The sequence below is a fragment of the Pseudomonas sp. GW821-FHT03C07 genome, from assembly GCF_059420925.1.
On record NZ_JBWKUQ010000015.1, the window covers coordinates 150,606 to 172,595 of the forward strand.

Sequence of the window (21,990 nt, forward strand, 5' to 3'; positions counted from 1 at the left end):
CAAACTAAAAATGGGCCAACGCTAATCTCAAACACCCCAGAAAATTTCAGGCGAGCACAGTTCTTCAGATCACCTTTAACCCAGCAGGGTCAGCCATGCCCGATTTTTACCCGACAACACCACAAGAAGTAGTCGTTACCCGCCACGACTATGCCGACGGCCAGGGATTCGATCACCATAGCCACGAACGCGGCCAGTTCGCCTATGCGGCTTGCGGGGTGATCACGGTATTTACCGACCAGAGCGACTGGGTCGTACCGCCGGGACGCGCCATCTGGGTACCGGCCGGGCTGCCCCATGCCATGTGCATGCGCGGTCCGGTGACCATGCTCAACGCTTATGTTCTGCCAACCGCCCAGCAACGCCTGGCGTTGGCCAAAGACTGTCAGGTACTGGGGGTATCCGAACTGCTGCGTCACCTGCTCGACCAGGCGGCGCAGGTCCCCGTCCAGGTTTCGCCCAGTGATCGTGACGAATACTTGCTGGGCTTGTTGCTCCACGAGATCGCGCGGATGCCAAGACTGGCGCTGAACGCCCCGCTCCCCAGGGAGCCGCGCCTGGCGAAGATCTGCCGTCGGTTGCTGGATCAGCCGTCACTGGAAATCGCTATCGACGAAATGGCTCAAGACGCGGGTATGAGCCGGCGCACCTTCACCCGGCTGTTTCGCCAGCACACCGGTGTCAGCTTCGTCGAATGGCGCCAACAGGCGTGCCTGCTGGCGGCGATCGTTCGCCTGGGCAATGGCGAACCGGTAACACGGGTGGCCATGGAGCTGGGCTACAGCAGCCCGAGCGCCTTTGCCACGGTGTTCCGTCGGGCGCTCGGCGAATCGCCCAGTCGCTATTTCCAGTGATGCCCCGCCCTCAAAGGTTCTCGTAGCGGTTCATATCCAGCACACCGGCGTTGACCGGGTCGGTTTCCTGCAAGTACGTCGTCAGATCATGGAAATACCGCCAGAACTGTGGATGACTGCGCCGAATTCCCCAGCGCCGGACGATTTGCTCGAACCCGGCGGCGTCCTTGGCCTGTTCCATGGCATCGACAAACGCCGGCACCTGATCGGCCGGGATATTGAACATGAAATTCGGATAGCTGCTGAGGATTCCCGGGTAAATGGTCACGGTATCCAGTCCCGACTGATAACGAGAGGCCTCGCCGAGCATGAACGCCACGTTGCTGTGGGCCCGGTTGCGCAACAGACTGTAGATCTCACGCTGGCCGCTACGGCTTTCAATGCGCAGCATCGTCGCTTCCGGCAACTGCTCGATAACCTTGAGCCCGGCTGCCGGACGCGAGGTCAGGCGACTCAGGGACTGTTCGGCCTCCTGCAACCCCGGGTCGATGTTCGGGCGCGAACAGTATGCGCCGTCACACCGATTGATCGGATCCGGACGTGCATTCAGATCGCCGTAGCGCACCAGCAACTGCCTGACGAAGTCGCGTTTGGGGTCCTTATCATCGAGCTTCAGGGCACTCGGCTTGCTGTCGTCGATACGCTCATAGTCCAACCACATCTTGATCTTGCCGCCGTTCTGGTACCAGTCGTCGAGGTACGCATCGCGGGAATCCGCCGGCATCAGGCGCAGGAAGTTCTGTTCAGCACCGTTACGGATCAGGTCGAAGTACAGCCGCGTCTGCGCCTGGTGCGAAACATTGCCGAACACATCGAAATTCACCGCCAACTGGTAATAGGTGCGCTCCAGCAGCGGGAAGTCGAACAGCCACATGGTCTGCGGCACTTCGCCGATCAGGCCCTTGCTGACCGTGGCGCTGTCAAAATGGCGGAAAATGCTCAGCAAGGCGTTGTCGTTGCCGGCCCACAAGCTCGACCAACTCGGAGCCCGGACGTTAGCGTAAGCCTCCCGGCGCAAGGCTTCATACTCGTTACGCTTGTCGCGATAAGCCAGCCACAGGCTCAGTACACTGCCGACATCGTCGTTCTGCCCCGGCATCGCCAGCAATGGCGTCGCCGCCCCGCGATAACTCGGGTCGGTGATGTACAGGTCATGCTCCGGCGCCTGGAAAAACGCCCAGAAATTGTCGCGAATCACGTCAGTGGCAATCTGCCCGCGGCAAACCGGCCCACGGATGAAGGTATCGACGAAGTATTCGGCGTTATCGAGCATGAACTGATAACGCGCCGCCGCCGGAATCGCCTCGAAGGTTTCGAAGGGATTGGCCCGGCGCCGCGGGCCATAGCCCGGCGAGGCGCTGACCTGCCAGTTGCCGCTGTAGAACAGGGTCTTGATCCGCGCCATTTTCGCAGCGCTCAAACCATAGGTGATGTGGGTCTTGTAGACGATGACGCCCTGTACCGGCATCAACCGGTAGTAGATCTGAGTACCCGGGTCATCGTTCGGGCGGCGGGTATTGATCAGGTCGATGGACTGTCCGCTGGGCGTACGCGAACGCACCCACTGGAAGAAATGCCCCGACTCGCCTCCATCAAAGTAGATATGGGCCAGGAACCAGTGTTCGAACAACCAGCGCCCGACCAGGCTTTCGCGGGCGCCCGGAGCATTGAGCAGCGCTTCCCAGGCAGCGATCTGCCCGGTTTCCCGGGCGTTCGGCGCCACGCCCTGTTCATCCACCGGCGCTCCCGCCGCGAGCCAGCGTTGCAGGGTCTGGTATTGCTGGTCGCTCAGGCCGCTGACCGCCAGCGGCATGCCCTCTTTCGGATGGGTATCGGCATAGGTGGCAAACTCGCCCGGCAGCGGGCACATGTTCTCGCGTTGCAAGCCCAGCACAATTTCTTCAGGCAATTTGGCGTTGGCTTGCAGCGGGGTCCGATGCCCCAGCTCCAGCATGCGCGCCATCAGCGCGGCCTGACTGCCCTGAGCATCGAGCACCGAATAGAAACCCTTGTCCCGCCAGGCCGCCGGCCCCTGGGCGTCGTAGAACAGCCGGGTCGGACTCGCCACTTCGCTACGCGCGCCATCGTAGACCAGGGCCTTCGAAGCCCCTCGGGTAGCGCCCTGCGCACTGCCCAGGTTGAGCTGGCACGCCGAGTCATAGCAGGCGTGGCAAGCGACGCACTTCTCGGTAAAGATCGGTTGAATATCGCGGGTATAGGAAATCGCCGGCGCCGGATCTTGCGCCTGAGTGGCACTGCTGAGCACTAGCAGTAGGAAAGCGCTGATAACGCGGTAAGGCATGAGCCTGATCCTGAAAATAAAAAACGCCGTGATTCTACAGCGGGATCGCCCGTCCAACATGAGCGATATTCATGCGAAACCCCGGGAGGCTATAAAACCACACAGGTTTGCTATTATCGCGGCTCTTCTGTGTCCGTCTTTCCAGGTAGTCCCATGTCCGATCGCAGTGCTCGCCTACACGCTCTCCAGCAAGCTCTCAAAGAACGTATCCTGATTCTTGATGGCGGCATGGGCACCATGATCCAGAGCTACAAGCTCGAGGAACAGGATTATCGCGGCAAACGTTTCGCCGACTGGCCCAGCGATGTCAAGGGTAACAACGACCTGCTGGTGATCACCCGTCCGGATGTGATCGGCTCGATCGAAAAGGCCTACCTGGATGCCGGCGCGGACATCCTCGAAACCAACACCTTCAACGCCACCCAGGTGTCCCAGGCCGACTACGGCATGGAAGCGCTGGTCTACGAACTGAATGTGGAAGGTGCCCGCCTGGCACGTAAGGTAGCCGACGCGAAAACCCTCGAGACGCCAGACAAGCCACGTTTCGTCGCCGGGGTACTGGGCCCGACCAGCCGCACCTGCTCGCTCTCGCCGGATGTGAACAACCCCGGCTACCGCAACGTCACCTTCGATGAACTGGTGGAGAACTACACCGAGGCCACCAAGGGTCTGATCGAAGGCGGCGCCGACCTGATCCTGATCGAAACCATCTTCGACACCCTCAACGCCAAGGCGGCGATTTTCGCCGTGCAAGGCGTGTATGAAGAGCTGGGTTTCGAATTACCGATCATGATCTCCGGAACCATTACCGATGCCTCCGGCCGGACCCTGTCCGGCCAGACCACCGAAGCCTTCTGGAACTCCGTGGCTCACGCCAAGCCGATCTCGGTGGGACTGAACTGCGCCCTCGGTGCCAGCGAGTTGCGGCCGTACCTGGAAGAGCTGTCGAACAAGGCCAACACCCACATTTCCGCGCACCCCAACGCCGGCCTGCCGAACGAATTCGGCGAGTATGACGAACTGCCGGAAGAAACCGCCAAGGTCATCGAGGAGTTCGCCCAGAGCGGCTTCCTGAACATCGTCGGTGGTTGCTGCGGGACCACTCCCGGCCATATCGGCGCCATCGCCAAGGCCGTCGCCGGTTACGCGCCCCGCGCCATTCCGGACATTCCGAAAGCCTGTCGCCTGTCAGGCCTGGAGCCGTTTACCATCGACCGCCAGTCGTTGTTTGTCAACGTCGGCGAGCGGACCAACATCACCGGTTCCGCCAAGTTCGCCCGGTTGATCCGCGATGACAACTACACCGAAGCCCTTGAAGTCGCCCTGCAGCAGGTGGAAGCCGGCGCCCAGGTGATCGACATCAACATGGACGAGGGCATGCTCGACTCGAAGAAGGCCATGGTCACCTTCCTCAACCTGATCGCCGGCGAGCCGGATATCTCCCGCGTACCGATCATGATCGACTCCTCCAAGTGGGAAGTGATCGAAGCCGGCCTCAAGTGCATCCAGGGCAAGGGCATCGTCAACTCGATCAGCATGAAGGAAGGTGTCGAACAATTCATTCATCACGCCAAATTGTGCAAGCGCTACGGCGCCGCCGTGGTGGTGATGGCCTTCGACGAAGCCGGCCAGGCCGACACCGAAGCGCGCAAGAAGGCCATCTGCAAACGCTCCTACGACATTCTGGTGAACCAGGTTGACTTCCCGCCGGAAGACATCATCTTCGACCCGAACATCTTCGCGGTCGCCACCGGTATCGAGGAACACAACAACTACGCCGTCGACTTCATCAACGCCTGCGCCTATATCCGTGACGAACTGCCCTATGCGCTGACCAGCGGCGGGGTGTCCAACGTGTCCTTCTCGTTCCGTGGCAACAACCCGGTGCGCGAGGCGATTCACTCGGTGTTCCTGCTGTATGCGATCCGCAACGGCCTGACCATGGGGATCGTCAACGCCGGCCAATTGGAGATCTACGACCAGATCCCGGCGGAACTGCGCGACGCCGTCGAGGACGTGATCCTCAACCGCACCCCGGAAGGCACCGACGCCCTCCTCGCCATCGCCGACAAATACAAGGGCGACGGCAGCGTCAAGGAAGCCGAGACCGAGGAATGGCGCGGCTGGCCCGTCAACAAGCGCCTGGAACATGCCCTGGTCAAGGGCATCACCACGCACATCGTTGAAGACACCGAAGAGTCGCGCCAGTCCTTCGCCCGTCCGATCGAAGTGATCGAAGGCCCGCTGATGTCCGGCATGAACATCGTCGGCGACCTGTTCGGCGCCGGGAAAATGTTCCTGCCCCAGGTGGTGAAATCCGCCCGGGTGATGAAACAGGCGGTAGCCCACCTGATCCCGTTCATCGAACTGGAAAAGGGCGACAAGCCGGAAGCCAAGGGCAAGATCCTCATGGCCACGGTCAAAGGCGATGTCCACGACATCGGCAAGAACATCGTCGGCGTGGTCCTGGGCTGCAACGGCTACGATATCGTCGACCTCGGCGTGATGGTCCCGGCGGAGAAGATCCTCCAGGTGGCCAAGGAGCAGAAGTGCGACATCATCGGCCTGTCCGGGTTGATCACGCCGTCGCTGGATGAAATGGTCCATGTCGCCCGGGAAATGCAGCGTCTGGACTTCCACCTGCCGTTGATGATCGGCGGCGCGACCACCTCCAAGGCGCACACCGCGGTGAAGATCGAACCGCGCTACAGCAACGATGCGGTGGTCTATGTCACCGACGCCTCCCGCGCCGTCGGCGTGGCGACCCAGTTGCTGTCCAAGGAGCTCAAGGCCGGTTTTGTCGAGCGCACCCGTGCCGAATACGTCGAAGTCCGCGAGCGCACGGCCAACCGTAGCGCCCGTACCGAACGCCTGAGCTACCCGGTGGCCATCGCCAAGAAACCACAGTTCGACTGGAGCAGCTACCAGCCGGTCAAACCGACCTTTACCGGCAGCAAAGTGCTGGACAATATCGACCTCAGGGTCCTGGCCGAATACATCGACTGGACCCCGTTCTTTATCTCCTGGGACCTGGCCGGCAAATTCCCGCGCATCCTCGAAGATGAAGTGGTCGGCGAAGCCGCGACCGCCCTCTATGCCGACGCCCGGGAAATGCTCGACAAGCTGATCGACGAGAAGCTGATCAGCGCCCGTGCGGTGTTCGGCTTCTGGCCGGCCAACCAGGTGCGGGACGATGACCTGGAAGTCTATGGCGCGGACGGCCAGCCGCTGGCCAGGTTGCATCACCTGCGCCAGCAGATCATCAAGACCGACGGCAAGCCGAACTTCTCCCTGGCCGACTTCGTCGCACCGAAAGACAGCGGCATCACCGACTACGTGGGGGGCTTTATCACCACCGCCGGGATCGGTGCCGAAGAAGTCGCCAAGGCCTATCAGGACAAGGGCGACGACTACAATTCGATCATGGTCAAGGCTCTCGCCGACCGTCTGGCCGAAGCCTGCGCCGAATGGCTGCACCAGCAGGTGCGGAAAAACTACTGGGGTTACGCCAAGGACGAGCAACTGGACAACGACGCCCTGATCAAGGAGCAGTACAGCGGTATTCGTCCGGCCCCCGGCTACCCGGCCTGCCCCGACCATACCGAGAAAGGCACCCTGTTCGCCCTGCTCGACCCGGCGGCCAGCGAAGGCAAGGCCGGGGCAAGCGGCGTGTTCCTCACCGAGCACTACGCGATGTTCCCGGCGGCGGCGGTCAGTGGCTGGTATTTCGCCCATCCACAGGCGCAGTACTTCGCCGTCGGCAAGATCGACAAGGACCAGGTACAAAGCTACACCGCGCGCAAAGGCCAGGAACTGAGCGTCAGTGAGCGTTGGCTGGCACCGAATCTGGGCTACGACAACTAAGCCCGGAGGAATTGTCTATGCTTTCCACACACAACCTTGTGTGTGGAGGCCCCATGGACGATCCGATCGACAACAAGCCGCCGACCTTCTGGCAAATGCTGCAAAGCGTGATGGCGGCGGCCTTTGGCGTACAAAGCGGGAAAAACCGTGCCCGCGACTTTACCCACGGCAAACCGAGCCATTTCGTGATAATCGGCATCCTGTTCACCGCGATTTTCGGCCTGACGCTTTACGGGGTCGTCAAGCTGGTGCTGCACTTCGCCGGGGTCTGATCCCGACTCAGGGCAGCACGGCTTTCAGGGAGAACGGATAGCGGTAGCTGTCCGGCTTGCCCCTGGCACTCAGGGCCTTGAAGTTGACGTGGTAATCCTCGCTGGCACTGTACTTCAGTAGCTTCTCGGCCTGGCTCTTGTCGATCAGTTCCAGTGCCTGGACTTGCCGTTCGCGACCACCGTAGCGAGTGAAGTCGATCCCGTCGGCATGGTCACGCAGCAACACCATCGCCCAGCCGCCCAGGGCGAAATGCCCGGCCACCAGCACGCTCAAGCGCCCATCGATGCGCGCCCGGAGAATCTCCGGGGAGCTGTTGACGGCACTGAACAGGACATCCTGTCCCGGTCGGCGCCCGGCCTTTTCGAAGGCGGCCATGGCGCCCAGGGCCATTTCATCGTTGGCGGCCCAGACCAGTGAGGTCTGCGGATAGCGCCGAATCATTTGCTCGGCCTGATCAAAGGCGCGCTCGCGGCTCCACTCGCCATAGACCAACTGTCGCAGGTGAACCTGCGGAGACTCCGCCAGGGCCCGACGCAGGCCTTGCTCGCGCAGTTGCGAGGCAGGGGTCAGTTTCATTCCGGAAAAGGCCAACAGGTCGATGGGCTGGCCCGGCGCCTGCAACAAGCGTTGTCGGATCAGTTCCTTGAGCATCAGGTAACCGCCCTGTTCGTCATTCTGCACCAGGCTACCCAACAGCTCCGGCGTGTCGCCAAGCCGCTCGCTCTGCTCCGCCGTCAGCCTGTTGTTGACTATAAACAGCTTCACCCCACGGCCCTCGGCCATCCGCAGGATTTGCGGGGCCACCGACTGTTCATTGACGAACAGCAAGTAATCGGGCCGATGCGGCGCCTGCAAAACCTCGTATGCCTGGGCGAGACTGGTTTGCGGGTTGCGCTCGCCATAGCGCACCTCCAACTCCATGCCAAGATTGCGCGCGGCCATCTGCATGAAGTGGGCGTAACTGACCCAGAACGGCTCCGTGGAATAACCAGGATTGAGAAACACCACCGTCGTGGCCTGGGCCGCCGCCCAGAACGGCAGGCTCAGGATCAGCAGCACCTTGCAGAGAGTCTTCAGCATGTCAGCGCCCCGGAAAATAGCGGCGTATGATACAGGCAAAATACCTGTTCCCCTCTCGGCAAGTTGTCGAAATTATCCGACAACTTTCACAACAAGAACGACTTCGGACTCGACCCGGCGCCCCCCCTCTGGAATGCAGGAGCGAGCAAGCCCGCCCCTGCCATTACGGCAGATTGTGCATCAGAATAATGGCAGATTGCCTGCCTTACTTGTGACTGACCCAGAATACAGCGGTGGCCACCACCAGGATGATCAGGAACAGGATCGCCCAGGCATCGACCGTGCTGTCGCTTTTCCTTGCTTTGACTGGATTGCTCATCGCATCGCCTCTTGTCGGTTTTATTGGTGATTGCTGCAAACTCGCTGATAGTTAAGTAGAGATTTGCCCGCACCACAAACAGGGTTATGGATCGTCGGCGCACGTTAGTCGTTTTAGTTCTGTGCATATACTCAAACATCACTTTTACGCATAACTGCAAACTGCTATCGTGCGCCGGCTCCGTTCAGGAGTGCGCGGCCGTGCGCGCGGAATTGTTGAGATACCCCGAGTGCCTGAGGCACCCGGGGTATTTATGAAGCCTGAGAACAGGATCTATATGTACGTATACGACGAGTACGATCAGCGGATCATCGAGGACCGCGTCAAGCAGTTCCGTGATCAGACCCGACGCTATCTGGCAGGTGAGCTGAGCGAAGAAGAGTTCCGCCCGTTGCGCCTGCAAAATGGCCTGTATGTCCAGCGTTTCGCCCCGATGCTGCGGGTTGCCGTGCCTTATGGCCAGCTGACTTCGCGCCAGGCGCGGATGATGGCGCGGATCGCCCGCGACTATGACAAAGGCTACGCCCATGTCAGTACCCGGCAGAACGTCCAGTTCAACTGGCCGGCGCTGGAAGACGTGCCGGAGATTCTCGCCGAACTGGCCACCGTGCAGATGCACGCGATCCAGACCAGCGGCAACTGCCTGCGCAACGTCACCACCGACCAGTTCGCCGGGGTGGCTGCCGATGAGTTGGTCGACCCGCGTCCATGGTGTGAGATCGTCCGTCAGTGGACCACCTTCCACCCGGAATTTGCCTACCTGCCACGCAAGTTCAAGATCGCCATCAATGGCTCGACCTCGGACCGCGCGGCTATCGAAGTCCACGACATCGGCCTCGAGCCCGTGCATAACGCCGCCGGCGAGCTGGGTTTCCGGGTCCTGGTCGGTGGTGGCCTGGGGCGGACGCCGGTGGTCGGTGCCTTTATCAACGAATTCCTGCCATGGCAGGACCTGTTGAGCTATCTCGACGCCATCCTGCGGGTCTACAACCGCTACGGTCGTCGCGATAACAAGTACAAGGCGCGGATCAAGATCCTGGTCAAGGCCTTGACCCCGGAAGTCTTCGCCGAGAAAGTCGATGCGGAGATGGTCCACCTGCGCGGTGGCCAGACCACCCTAACCGAGGCCGAAGTCCATCGCGTGGCCAAGCACTTCGTCGATCCGGACTACAAGGTCCTGAGCAACCAGGTCGCCGAGCTGGCCGAACTGGACCAGCAGCACCCCGGCTTCGCCCGCTGGCGTAGCCGCAATACCCTGGCCCATAAAAAGGCCGGCTACGTGGCCGTCACCTTGTCCCTCAAGCCCACCGGCGTAGCCCCGGGCGACGTGACCGACAAGCAGTTCGACGCCATTGCCGACCTGGCCGACCGCTACAGCTTCGGCCAACTGCGCACCTCCCACGAGCAGAACATCATTCTCGCCGACGTGGAACAGAGCCAGTTGTTCAGCCTCTGGGGCGAACTGCGCGAGAACGGTTTCGCCACGCCGAACATCGGCCTGCTGACCGATATCATCTGCTGCCCGGGCGGTGACTTCTGCTCCCTGGCCAACGCCAAGTCGATCCCGATCGCCGAGGCGATCCAGCGCCGTTTCGACGACCTGGACTACCTGTTCGATATCGGCGAGCTGGACCTGAACATTTCCGGCTGCATGAACGCCTGCGGCCACCATCACGTCGGCCATATCGGCATTCTCGGGGTGGACAAGAAAGGCGAAGAGTTCTACCAGGTGTCCCTCGGCGGCAGCGCCAGCCGTGACGCCAGCCTGGGCAAGATCCTTGGCCCGTCCTTCGCCCAGGACGCCATGCCCGACGTGATCGAGAAACTGATCGACGTCTACGTGGAAAAACGTACCGAAGACGAACGCTTCATCGACACTTACCAGCGTATCGGTATCGACCCCTTCAAGGAGCGCGTCTATGCAGCGAATCATTAAGAACAACGCCGTTATCGACGAGACCTGGCACCTGCTGCCCAGGGACGCCTCCTTCGACGGCATCTCCAACTGCGACGATCTGATCGTGCCGCTGGCCCTGTGGCGCGAGCACGCCCACGCCCTCAAGGCCCGCGATGGCGGCCTCGGCGTATGGTTGGACGCCGATGAAGAAGCCGAGGAAATCGGCGGTGACGTGCAGCACTTCCAGGTCATCGCTCTGAACTTCCCGGCCTTCACCGACGGTCGCAACTACTCCAATGCCCGCCTGCTGCGTGACCGTTACGGTTACAAGGGCGAATTGCGAGCGATTGGCGATGTGCTGCGTGACCAGTTGTTCTACCTGCACCGTTGCGGTTTCGACGCCTACGCCCTGCGCGCGGACAAGGACCCGTACGAAGCCCTGGAAAGCCTCAAGGACTTCTCGGTGACCTACCAGGCCGCCACCGACGAACCGCTGCCGTTGTTCCGTCGACGCTGAAGCGGTCCGCCTCGGGCTCATGGGCCCGGGGCACCCTCCAGTTCCGCCTCGGGCGTCCTGTCCAGCACTTCCTGAGTCAGCACTGCAAGCTCCCCGGCCTGTTCCTCCCGCCAGGCCTTGAGCTGATCGCCCATCTGCGCCTCCAGCTCGATATCGATGAATTCATGCCAATGGGTGCCACGGCTATTGCTCCGCTGAGCATCGAGTGCCGACATCACGGCCTGATACTTCGTATCGATGCCCTGGAATCGCACGGGATAGCGATCCTTCAGATAGCCGACCCAGAACCCACGACTGGCCAGCGCTTGCGCATAGGCCGGCGTCTTCTCCCGAGCGATCACCCGTGCATAGGCTGCATCCAGATCCTGTGGCGTCACCCGGGCCAACTCGCTGAAGGTCATGTGCTTGGGCTGTCCCGGCAACAACAGGCGCTCGGTCAGACCAATGCGATAGGCCAACCTGACCTCCAACGGGTCGACCCGCGGTGCGTCGAGGACCTTCAGCCGCGCCTCGATATCTTCCTGGGCAAGCGCCTCGACTTCATCGAGGCGCCAAAGCCCACGGGTCAGTTTCAGCAGATTCAGCTCGGTGGCGGCCTCGGTGTCGGAGGCCATGGCCCTGGCGTGGTTGACCAGGACCTTGACCTCCATGTCACTGAAGATCAATTCCGCGCCATCGGAGCAGGTTTGCGGGTGGGAAGCCGAAACAAACAGGTCTTCGCGCAGATCCGTGTATTGGCTGGCGGCGTCCAATACCTGCCAGACCCGCAAACTCAAATCCTCTCGCGCCTCACGGTACTCGGCCGTGACACTCAGATCCGCCAGCAGCCTGAAGAAATCCTCGGAGCCTTGCTGCCGATACAACAGCTTCCATTGCTGTTCTTTCAGGACTCTTTGATCGGCGGAAACGAACTCGATCCACTGATCGTACTCCTGCAGCGATTGAGCCCGGCGCGGCGCATGAATGCGCCGCAGGTTTGGTGTATCGATACCAAAGTTGATCCCGGTTTCCCGCTCATAACGCTGCAGTCGCTGCATGCCCTGCGCCGAAAGCGCCGGATTGTCGTGAAGGTGGGTGACTCTGTTGATGCTCGTCGGCCCGGTATAGACAGACTCGGGAATCGTCGCGATCTGATTGTTGCGCAAGTCCACGCGCTGCAGGTTATGCAGCCCTGACAATCCGCTGGGCCAGGCTTCAATGTTCGTATAGCGCAGCAGCAAATGCTCAAGCTGGGACATCCGGCTGACGTCGGGGGGCAAGAACAGCGGGTTATCCGACAAATTCAGGAACTTCAACTTCGTCAGCCCGGCCAGCATCGAGGATGCCTGGGAATTGAGCACAATCTGGTTTCCCGGCAGGTGCAGATGGGCCAGCTCGGACATCTGCGCCAACTCCGGCGGCAGGCCGCTCAGATGATTGAAGCCCAACGACAACCAGCGTAGTTGCTTGAAGCGGGCCAGGAACGAAACTTCGCTGCTGGCCAGGGCCATGTCGTTCATGAACAGGAAGCCCACATGACTGAAATCGGCGTTGATCGCTGGCAGGTCGCCGACCCGCATGCCCAGCAGATCCAGCTCGTAGAAATACGTTCCACCCAGCAGGTTGCGGCTCGATTGTTTGCGCCAGCAGGCGAGGATCGCATCCGCCACCCGCTGCTTGTTGTCGAGGGTCACCGGCGTCACTTGCAAAGTGCCCCGTAGACGTCGCCAGGTCTGGCGTTGTACCCAGCTATCCAACGTTGCCGACAAGGTTTCATACTCCTCGCGCAGGCGCTCGAGTTCCAGCAGGCAGTCAGATTCGGAAAGATTGAGCGAACCGAGAAAACCGCCCACCTCCTCGGCAGAAAACCCCGGATAGAGCCCGCGCACGCGATTGATCAGACGCTTGGAATAGCCGATGCTGCTGGCGCCATCGCTCAGCGGGTAACCCATTCGTCCCGAAGCCAAACGCATCGGCGGCTTGAACCGGCGGTTGAACGGCGCCATGCCAAGCGTGTGCTGGGCAGCGTAGGGGTCGCGGTTAATCTGGCCGATGATCCGCTCTTTCAACCAGGAACCGGACTCGGCGTCGCTGCACCCAAGGGCATCCCGAGTGGACTTCGGCAACCACTGAAGCATCGCGTCAAACACATTATCCGCCTTGCCCAACAGCCCCCCTGACTGATCGAATACGTTGTACTTGTGCCCCTCCTTGAGCAGCACTCGAAGCGTGGCCGCGTCCGGATCGCCCACAGTCTCGAGCGCCTCACTGATAAACCGGTGCTTGCGCAGCTCAATGCGCAGGCCCTTGACCGGCCAGCCCGCTAAGCGCCCCAGCGTATGCAGCGCCAGGCGGTCCCCTTGCACGCTCTCGTGGGCGGGTAGATACCAGCTTTCACACACGCGGTTGAGCTTCACCTGCCTGAGGTACCAGCGGATTTCTTCGGAGAAACGCAGCGGAACCTGCTCGCTCAAGAGCTCAAGTTCGGCGCTGCTGCCATGGGCGATCAGCTCCCGGGCGACACTGCTCGGCAGACCGGGGTACACCCCAAGGATGCGTTTTACCCGGCTATCGTCGGTCTTCTCACTGGCCGCGTACAGCGTGTCGAACAGCCATTGGCGGCGCTGTACGGCCGATTGTCTGAGCCGTTGAGTCAACACACGAACACGTTCGCCATTGCCCTCCACACCCTCACCCAGCAACCCGCCGCGCTCGGACTCGCTCAACATGTTCAGCGACGACTTGAGCAGATCGCCATTTCTGAGTTGCGGCTCGAGGATCTGCAGCGATGAAAACTGCTCGGAGTTACGTTGACCGTACTCTTCCATCACCTCGCCCAAGGCGTTGACCACCCGAATGACCCGGTTTTCCGGCCAGCCTGGCAGCGACGTCAGCAAACGCAAGCGCAAATCGCCCTGCTCCCGTGTGCGTGACTGGGCCGCGGGCGCCTCGCTGATAAAGTCATCGATGGCCTGGTTGATCCGGAAACGCTTGATCGTATCGAGCAGCAGCGCCGGCGGCCGCCGATTGTCCACCAGGGCCTGGCGCAAGACATTCTCCTGGCCAGTACAGAATTGCCGGATCTGGCGCCGCACTCTGTCGCCGAGCCCGGCCACGGGCTGGCCCAGGCGCTGGAACATTTGCTCCGCGGACCACTGCGCCGTCAACTCGTAGATCGTTTGCCAGGTACCGACACCGTTGTGCCTGAGTGGCACGGCGTGAAACGCCTCGCCAGCGGGATGCTCAATCTGCCATTGCAGGCGGGCCCTGTTGTACTTTACGGCATACAGCTTTCCCGCCAGCGGTAGATAGAGGTTGCCCCCGAACGGGTAAAGCCCCATTTCGTTGACCTGAAGCTCGCTGGGCAGGGTGATATCGCGCTCATAAGGTGCCAGATCGACCTTCCACAGGCGGCGCAGGCCGCCGAGGGCCTCGACTGGTATCAGGGCATCGACCGACGCCGGTGCTTTCAGGGGGGTGAACAGGGCCTTGCCGCCCTTGAGCAGCAAAGCCCCGCCCGCCAACAGGGCGACGCTTTCCGCCACATCCATCAGGTAGCCAAGAGCCTCGTGCTTTTCCCCGAGTTCCCAGGCCTGCAACCCGTCGTAGACGTCCCCCACCAATTTCACCACCGCCGCCGCCATGATGATTTCGCTGATGACCGGCACGAACGACAACGTCAGTGCCAGCAGATTCAGTCCAGCTTCGCGGTAAGCATCCAGACGCGCCTGGCGCACCCGAGCGTCGACATCGGCCGTGGGTACCGCCAGTTGCCGCGCGTGCGCCTTGATCCGAGAGTAGCGCTGCTGCTGAAAGCTCTCGAACAGATCGCCGTCGATGGGCACTTCGCTTAACGGGATATATTGGAAAATCGCCGGCACGGGGGGCCAATTGCGGTCCCGGGTAAGCAAACTGGCATTCAGGGTCCGAAAGAATCGCAGCCGGTGCTCCTCAGGAACGAAGCGGCTGAAAAACCGCTGGTAGGACGGGGCCCGAAGCTTCAAGGTCAGATCATGCTCGAAGAGCAGAAAGTCGCTGTATTGTTTCAACGGACCGCGTGGATCGCCCGGAATATAGGCAATGCAAGGTGACTGCAGGCCCTCCAGCAGTTTCACGCCGATAACCACCCAACCACTCAACTCGATCTCGAACATCTTCATTCGACTGCAATGAACCCGTTCCCCACCGAACTTCAAGCTGGGTTCGCCCTTGGTCAGCGCAATTAGCAGATCGTAGGCCGCCAATGGGATCTCCCCTTTCATGTAGGCGATATCGGCGGTCACCGCCAACGTCTGCTTGTCGTAGTCGGCAAAATGCGCCGTTACCGATGAGGCAGCATTGGCCGACGGCTCACTAGGGGGATAAAAAACACTGTCAATATGCGTCTGATACAAGGCCCCCAGATCCAGCGCTCGACAAGCCCAGGCAAAATCTTCGGGCGCAAGAGATCTGTTGTTGTCCGCTGCGCCAGCGGAAAACTGGACGACAGCCTTGCCTTCCAGCGCCCCCGGCTCGGCCTCGTCGGCCTCGAAGTTCTGCAGGGCCGCTTCCAACAGCGTCTGGTGGTTGACGAAGGTATAGAGTTTGTCCTCGAAGAGACTGGACAGGTAAGTGGCATCGAGCCTGACAAACCGGGCACCTTGCAACATCTGCTCGTCACTGACCTGCCTCTCCAGCGCCTGGACCAGACGTGGCATGCAGAACACATCGATCCTCTGCAGCCGCGCCATGATTCGCCGGACTTCATGCCTCGACGTTTCCAGAGCCAGCAGATGCTCGCGAAATAACAGGCGTATTTCCGGAGCGGCCCGGTAGAGCCAAGCGGGAATCTTCTCCTTGATCGTAGCGAAATGAATGCCCGCCTCGGCCGGGGCGGGACTTTGCTCAATGAGGTTTGTTTCTTCCATGGCAATCGACCTGGATATCCATTAGAGATTCCAGCTTATTGATCGCTTGGCAGGGACAGGGGGTACTTATTTGAGGACGGAATGGTTTCTGTCCGAGACGACCGACAGAAACCATCAAGGCAGCGCTTTACCAGAAACGTTGCTGGGTCAAACGCGCCCAGCCATTGAGCAGCACACGCTCCAGCGAGCTGCTGGCCGCCAGCCCGACACGCTCTTGCAGGCTCTTGCGTTCGGCATAATGCAGGTGGAACAACTCGGCACTTTTTGCGCGCTCGGCAAGGTACTCATCGCTGGTTTTCAGTTCATCCACCAACTGCTTGTCCAGGGCCGCGACACCCAACCAGACCTCGCCAGTGGCCACTTCATCGATGGCCAGTTGCGGACGGTACTGCGAGACAAAGTTCTTGAACAGGCTATGAGTGATATCCAGGTCCTGCTGAAACTTCTCGCGGCCTTTTTCGGTGTTCTCGCCAAATACGGTTAACGTCCGTTTGTACTCACCGGCGGTCAGCACCTCGAAGTCGATATCGTGCTTCTTCAGCAACTTGTTGACGTTAGGCAACTGCGCCACCACGCCGATGGAACCGAGAAAGGCAAAGGGCGCGCTGATGATCTTGTTGCCGATACAGGCCATCATGTAGCCGCCGCTGGCCGCCACCTTGTCGATGCACACCGTCAGCGGTACACCGACCTGACGAATGCGCGCCAGTTGCGACGAAGCCAGGCCATAGCTGTGGACCATGCCGCCGCCGCTTTCCAGGCGCAGCACCACTTCATCCCGGGGCGTGGCCAGGCTGAGCAATGCGGTGATCTCATGACGCAGGCTTTCAGTGGCCGAAGCCTTGATATCGCCATCGAAATCCAGCACGAATACCCGCGACTTGGTCTCGGGCTGCTTCTTGTGTTTTTTCTCGAGCTTGGCCTGTTGCTTGCGCAAGGCCTTGAGCTGGTCCTTGTCGAGCAGGTTCTGCTCCAGGCGCTCACGCAGGCCCTTGTAGAAATCGTTGAGCTTGCTGACCTGCAACTGCCCCGCCGACCTGCGCCGGCCTTTGCTGCGCAACGCGGCCGCGGTCACCAGGACCACGACGATCGCAACGACCAGGGTAACGGTTTTAGCCAGAAAACTTGCGTACTCGGCAACAAACTCCACGGTGACTCCTTACAAAACCAAGCGGCCCCCGGCTGTGGGAGCTCACGACCACTCCAGCATACCGTCGAGGCGGCCTTGCGACCAGTTGTGGCACCGCCTGAATTGTGTCTCTAACAAACATTTCAAACGAGCGTATGTTTTTTTATTGACAGGCTTCCGGCATCCTCATAACCTCGCCAGACCTTCAACGTACCGGGACGACGCGGACGTGGGCAGCATCTATCTGATTCGACATGGCCAGGCCTCCTTCGGTGCGGACGACTACGACGTGCTGTCGCCGATTGGCGTTCGTCAGGCCGAGGTCCTCGGCAAGCACCTGGCTGAGCTGGGCCTGAGCTTCGACCGCTGTCTGGCCGGCAACCTGCGGCGCCAGCAGGATACCGCGCTCACCGCCCTGCAGCAGTGCGGCGCCGCCGGCCTGTTGGTACCGCCACTGGAAACCGACGCGGCGTTCAACGAGTTCGATGCCGACGCGGTGATTCGCGCACTGTTGCCCGGCTTGCTGCCGGAAGAACCCGAAGCCCTGCACATCCTGCACAATGCCGCGCAAAATCGTGGCGAGTTCCAGCGCCTGTTCGCCCTGATCATCGAACGCTGGCTCAGCGGCCGTCATGACACCCCCGAGCTGGAAAGCTGGCTGGGCTTCGTCGCGCGGGTCGAGGGCGGGCTGCGAAGGATTCTCGAACAGGCCGACAATCGCGAGAAAATCGCCGTGTTCACCTCCGGCGGAACCATTACCGCCCTGCTCCACCTGATCACCCGAATTCCAGCCAGGGAAGCCTTCGAGCTGAACTGGCAGATCGTCAACACCTCGCTCAACCTGCTCAAGTTTCGCGGTCGCGAGGTGGCCCTGGCTTCCTTCAACAGTCAAACGCACCTGCAACTGATGAAGGCCCCGGAGCTGATCACCTTTCGATAAGCTCCGGCCAACCGTGACCCTTGTGGGGTCGTCGCCGTATTTACCCATAAAAGGATCGAACCATGACCTCTGTAACCCACGCCGTAGAAGCAATGAAAGCCAAGTTCAACTCTGCCGCCGCTGCCGGCCTGGACGTTATCTTCGGTTTCCGTATCGATGACAACCAGCACTTCTCGCTGATCGTCAAGGATGGCACCTGCGAACTGCTGGAAGGCGAAAACCCGGATGCCAACGTGACCCTGGTGACCGACGGCGAGACCATGAAAGGCATCGTCAGCGGCGAAACGGACGGCATGCAGGCGTTCATGGGCGGCAAGCTGCGCGTCGAAGGCGACATGATGCTGTCGATGAAGCTGAGCGAGCTGTTCCCGGCCTGATCCACGCCTGCAAGATATAGCCGCAACAACCGGGCCCAATGTGGGAGCGGAGCTGGCCCGCGAAGCGTTTGGCGCCCTCAAGGGCCTCTTCGCGGCGGGGCGGTGATCCGACAAGCTCCGCTCCCACTAAGGTTATCCGACGCTTTTCAGAGTGAATGTTCTTGAGTGAACAGCACTGCACACCCCTATTCCCCCTCACTCTTGCCAAGCAGCGCTTTCCCTCTACGCTGGCCTATCAGGCACGCTGATCACCCTGCAACACGCCGGCCTATAACAGCGCAGCGTGCTTGTACGCCGCCAAGGCGAGCATTAGATTAGTCAATAATCTCTGGCCTCCAGAATAAGCAGAAGGGATAAGCATGACGCTTACTGACCAGTCCACCCGTATCCGTGCCGGCGAAGAGCTGGATGTCGGCTTGATCGATCCGTACCTCAAGGCACATATTCCGGGCCTGCACGGCCTGCCGAATATCAGCCAGTTCCCCGGCGGCGCCTCGAACCTGACCTACCTGATCCGCTACCCGGAGCAGGAATTTGTCCTGCGCCGGCCGCCGTTCGGGCACAAGGCCAAATCGGCCCATGACATGGGCCGCGAGTTCCGCATCCTCAACCAGCTCAAGGATGGTTTTCCTTACTGCCCCAAGGCCTATGTGCACTGCACCGACGAGTCGGTGATCGGCGCCGAGTTCTATGTGATGCAACGGGTCGAGGGCATCATCCTGCGCTCTGACCTGCCGCCGGAACTGGGCCTGGATGCCGCGCAAACCGAAACCCTGTGCAAGAGCTTCATTGACCGCCTGGTCGAACTGCATCAGGTCGACTACGCCGCCTGCGGCCTGGCCGACCTCGGCAAGCCCGAAGGCTATGTCGAACGGCAGATCCGTGGCTGGAGCGAGCGTTACGAAAAGGCCCTGACCCCCGACGCGCCAAGCTGGGAAGCCGTGCGGACCTGGCTCAACGAGAAGATGCCTGCCGACCATCCGACCTCGAGCATCGTGCACAACGACTACCGCTTCGACAACGTGATCCTGGACCCCGGGAACCCGATGCAGATCATCGGCGTGCTCGACTGGGAACTGACCACCATCGGCAACCCGCTGATGGACCTGGGCAACACCCTGGCCTACTGGATCGAAGCCGCGGATCCGGCACCGGTGCAATTGATGCGGCGCCAACCGAGCCACGCCCCCGGCATGCTGACCCGCCGCCAGTTCGTCGACTACTACGCCGAACGTTCCGGGATCGCCATCGACAACTTCGACTTCTACTACACCTACGGCCTGTTCCGCCTGGCCGGCATCGTGCAGCAGATCTACTACCGCTTCTTCCACGGCCAGACCCAGGACAAACGCTTCGCGCAGTTCATTCACATGAACAAGCTGCTGGAGCAGATGAGCCTGAAGGTCATCCATTCCTCCAGCCTCTGACCGCGCCCATAACAAGGAAACCACCATGTCCAAGACCCAGTTGTTCGACCTCGACGGTAAGATCGCCTTTGTTTCCGGCGCCAGCCGCGGTATCGGCGAGGCCATTGCCAAGCTGCTGGCCCAGCAAGGCGCCCATGTGATTGTTTCGAGCCGCAAGCTTGAAGGCTGCCAGCATGTAGCCGACGCCATCATCGCCGACGGCGGCAAAGCCACCGCCATTGCCTGCCATATCGGTGAGATGGAGCAGATCAGCCAGGTCTTCGCCGGTATCCGCGAGCAGTTCGGGCGCCTGGACATCCTGGTCAACAACGCCGCCACCAACCCGCAGTTCTGCAACGTGCTGGACACCGACCTCAGCGCGTTCCAGAAAACCGTCGACGTGAACATCCGCGGCTACTTCTTCATGTCGGTGGAAGCCGGCAAGCTGATGCGCGAGCACGGCGGTGGCAGCATCATCAACGTGGCTTCGATCAACGGCATCTCCCCGGGTATCTTCCAGGGCATCTATTCGGTGACCAAGGCCGCCGTGATCAATATGACCAAGGTCTTCGCCAAGGAATGCGCGCAGTTCGGCATCCGCTGCAATGCCCTGCTGCCGGGCCTGACCGATACCAAGTTCGCCTCGGCCCTGGTCGGCAACGAAGCGATCCTCAAGACCGCCCTGCAACAGATCCCCCTCAAGCGGGTCGCCGCACCGAGCGAAATGGCCGGCGCCGTGCTGTACCTGGCCAGCGATGCCTCCAGCTACACCACCGGGGTGGCGCTGAACGTGGACGGTGGTTTCCTGTCCTGATCATGAAATAAAAATTCCACCTATTGAATTTAGAGAATTTAAATTCTATAAATAGCCCTTCCTGAAAATAACAATCAAAGGATGCGGCGATGGACGAGTTGGGAATAGGCTTGATCGGCACGGGCTTTATGGGCCGTGCCCACGCACTGGCATTTCACAATGCCAGTGCGGTGTTCGAACTGCCGTTGAAGCTGCGCCTGGTTGCACTGGCGGATGCCGACACACAGCGCGCCGAATCCTGTGCCAAGGCCTGGGGTTTCGAGCGGGCCTATGGCGACTGGCAACAGCTGATTGACGATCCCCGGGTTGCGCTGGTGGCGATCACCACGCCCAATCATCTGCATTTCCCCATGGCCATGGCCGCCCTTGCGGCGGGCAAGGCGGTGTACTGCGAAAAGCCCCTGGCGGTCGACCTGGACCAGGCGACCCAGATGCGTGACGCCGCCCAACGGGCCGGCGTGGTCACCCGCGTGGGCTACAACTACCAGCACAACCCGATGATCGACCTGGCCAGGGAGCTGATCCAGAGCGGCGAGCTGGGAGAGATCATCGCTTTCCAGGGCGAATTCAGCGAAGACTTCATGGCCGACCCCACCTCGCCCTGGTCCTGGCGCTGCGAACCACGGCACGCCGGCGGTGCCCTGGCCGACCTGGGCAGCCATCTGCTGGCCATGGCCCGTTATCTGCTCGGCGATATCACCGCCGTCTGCGCCGACACCCGCACCGTCCATGCACAACGCCCCGCCAGTGCCGGCAGCCTGGAGACCCGTGTGATTGCCGTCGATGACCAGGTTCATGCCCTGCTGCGCTTCGCCAATGGTGCCCGGGGCGCGGTCAGCAGCAGCTGGCTCAAGCACGGCTACAAGAACCACCTGAGTTTCGAAATCAGCGGCACCCGTGGCACCCTGGCCTTCGACCAGGAGCGCTTGAACGAACTGCAACTCTGCCGCGCCGGGCAGAATGGCTTCCAGCGCCTGCTGGCCGGACCGCATCTGCCCCGTTACGCGGCCTTCAGTCCGGCCGCCGGCCATCAGTTGGGTTACAACGAACTCAAGACCCTGGAGGTCCAGGCGCTGATCGAGGCGCTGGCCGGTAAAGGCCAGGTGGGTACTGACTTCGAAGAGGCTTGGCAGGTAGAACGCCTGGCGACGACGATTCGCCGCGCGGCCAAGGAACAGCGCTGGGTCGACGTCAGCGAACTGTAAACCTGTGAACTGTGGAGTCTGTGAACTGCAGAACCTGTGAACTGCAGAACCTGTGAACTGCAGAACCTGTGAACTGCAGAACCTGTGAACTGCAGAACCTGTGAACTGCAGAACCTGTGAACTGCAG

The 21,990-nt window shown here is 60.9% G+C and carries 14 protein-coding genes; 10 read left to right on the forward strand and 4 right to left on the reverse strand.

Annotated elements, in window-relative coordinates:
• Positions 1–95 precede the first annotated feature (95 nt).
• Positions 96–854, forward strand: a complete 759-nt coding sequence (locus AC07VG_RS24895) for an AraC family transcriptional regulator (protein ID WP_495002523.1) — start codon at positions 96–98, stop codon at positions 852–854.
• A 10-nt stretch (positions 855–864) separates the two neighbouring features.
• Here AC07VG_RS24895 and AC07VG_RS24900 read toward each other — a convergent pair whose 3' ends face one another.
• Positions 865–3,156: a fatty acid cis/trans isomerase gene (locus tag AC07VG_RS24900; protein WP_495022050.1), complete on the reverse strand. Its 2,292-nt coding sequence runs from the start codon at positions 3,154–3,156 to the stop codon at positions 865–867.
• Positions 3,157–3,309: 153 nt separating this feature from the next.
• Between AC07VG_RS24900 and metH the strand changes: the two genes are divergently transcribed.
• Together metH and AC07VG_RS24910 are read left to right on the forward strand one after the other, a co-directional pair.
• A complete protein-coding gene (gene metH, locus AC07VG_RS24905; protein ID WP_495002521.1) occupies positions 3,310–7,020 on the forward strand; it encodes a methionine synthase in 3,711 nt (1,236 codons plus the stop codon).
• Positions 7,021–7,073: 53 nt separating this feature from the next.
• Positions 7,074–7,292, forward strand: coding sequence for a DUF2970 domain-containing protein (locus AC07VG_RS24910; RefSeq protein WP_495002520.1), 219 nt, complete (start codon positions 7,074–7,076; stop codon positions 7,290–7,292).
• Positions 7,293–7,299: 7 nt separating this feature from the next.
• Here the strand turns inward: AC07VG_RS24910 and AC07VG_RS24915 are convergent, their stop codons facing one another.
• Positions 7,300–8,373, reverse strand: coding sequence for an ABC transporter substrate-binding protein (locus AC07VG_RS24915; protein WP_495002519.1), 1,074 nt, complete (start codon positions 8,371–8,373; stop codon positions 7,300–7,302).
• Positions 8,374–8,969: 596 nt separating this feature from the next.
• On the opposite strand from AC07VG_RS24915, the gene AC07VG_RS24920 reads away from it, so the two are divergent.
• Complete coding sequence (locus AC07VG_RS24920) at positions 8,970–10,628, forward strand: nitrite/sulfite reductase (RefSeq protein ID WP_495002518.1); 1,659 nt, start codon at positions 8,970–8,972, stop codon at positions 10,626–10,628.
• Entirely contained in the window at positions 10,612–11,106 is a 495-nt protein-coding gene (locus AC07VG_RS24925) for a DUF934 domain-containing protein (protein WP_495002517.1), read from the forward strand. The genes AC07VG_RS24920 and AC07VG_RS24925 overlap by 17 nt, the downstream gene beginning before the upstream one ends.
• A 17-nt stretch (positions 11,107–11,123) precedes the next feature.
• Here the strand turns inward: AC07VG_RS24925 and AC07VG_RS24930 are convergent, their stop codons facing one another.
• Together AC07VG_RS24930 and sohB are read right to left on the reverse strand one after the other, a co-directional pair.
• Complete coding sequence (locus AC07VG_RS24930; RefSeq protein ID WP_495022051.1) at positions 11,124–15,992, reverse strand: NEL-type E3 ubiquitin ligase domain-containing protein; 4,869 nt, start codon at positions 15,990–15,992, stop codon at positions 11,124–11,126.
• A 127-nt stretch (positions 15,993–16,119) separates the two neighbouring features.
• A complete protein-coding gene (sohB, locus tag AC07VG_RS24935; RefSeq protein WP_495022052.1) occupies positions 16,120–17,142 on the reverse strand; it encodes a protease SohB in 1,023 nt (340 codons plus the stop codon).
• A gap of 208 nt (positions 17,143–17,350) precedes the next feature.
• Between sohB and AC07VG_RS24940 the strand changes: the two genes are divergently transcribed.
• The 5 genes from AC07VG_RS24940 to AC07VG_RS24960 all read left to right on the forward strand — a co-directional run bounded on the left by AC07VG_RS24940 (position 17,351) and on the right by AC07VG_RS24960 (position 21,863).
• Positions 17,351–18,061 carry a histidine phosphatase family protein gene (locus AC07VG_RS24940; protein ID WP_495002514.1) on the forward strand — a complete coding sequence of 237 codons (711 nt, stop codon included), beginning with the start codon at positions 17,351–17,353 and terminating at the stop codon, positions 18,059–18,061.
• 62 nt (positions 18,062–18,123) lie between these two features.
• Positions 18,124–18,438, forward strand: a complete 315-nt coding sequence (locus AC07VG_RS24945; RefSeq protein ID WP_495002513.1) for an SCP2 sterol-binding domain-containing protein — start codon at positions 18,124–18,126, stop codon at positions 18,436–18,438.
• 359 nt (positions 18,439–18,797) lie between these two features.
• Positions 18,798–19,865: a phosphotransferase family protein gene (locus tag AC07VG_RS24950; protein WP_495002512.1), complete on the forward strand. Its 1,068-nt coding sequence runs from the start codon at positions 18,798–18,800 to the stop codon at positions 19,863–19,865.
• A gap of 25 nt (positions 19,866–19,890) precedes the next feature.
• Positions 19,891–20,658, forward strand: coding sequence for an SDR family oxidoreductase (locus AC07VG_RS24955; RefSeq protein ID WP_495022053.1), 768 nt, complete (start codon positions 19,891–19,893; stop codon positions 20,656–20,658).
• An 89-nt stretch (positions 20,659–20,747) separates the two neighbouring features.
• Complete coding sequence (locus tag AC07VG_RS24960; protein ID WP_495002510.1) at positions 20,748–21,863, forward strand: Gfo/Idh/MocA family protein; 1,116 nt, start codon at positions 20,748–20,750, stop codon at positions 21,861–21,863.
• The last annotated feature ends 127 nt before the right edge of the window (positions 21,864–21,990 follow it).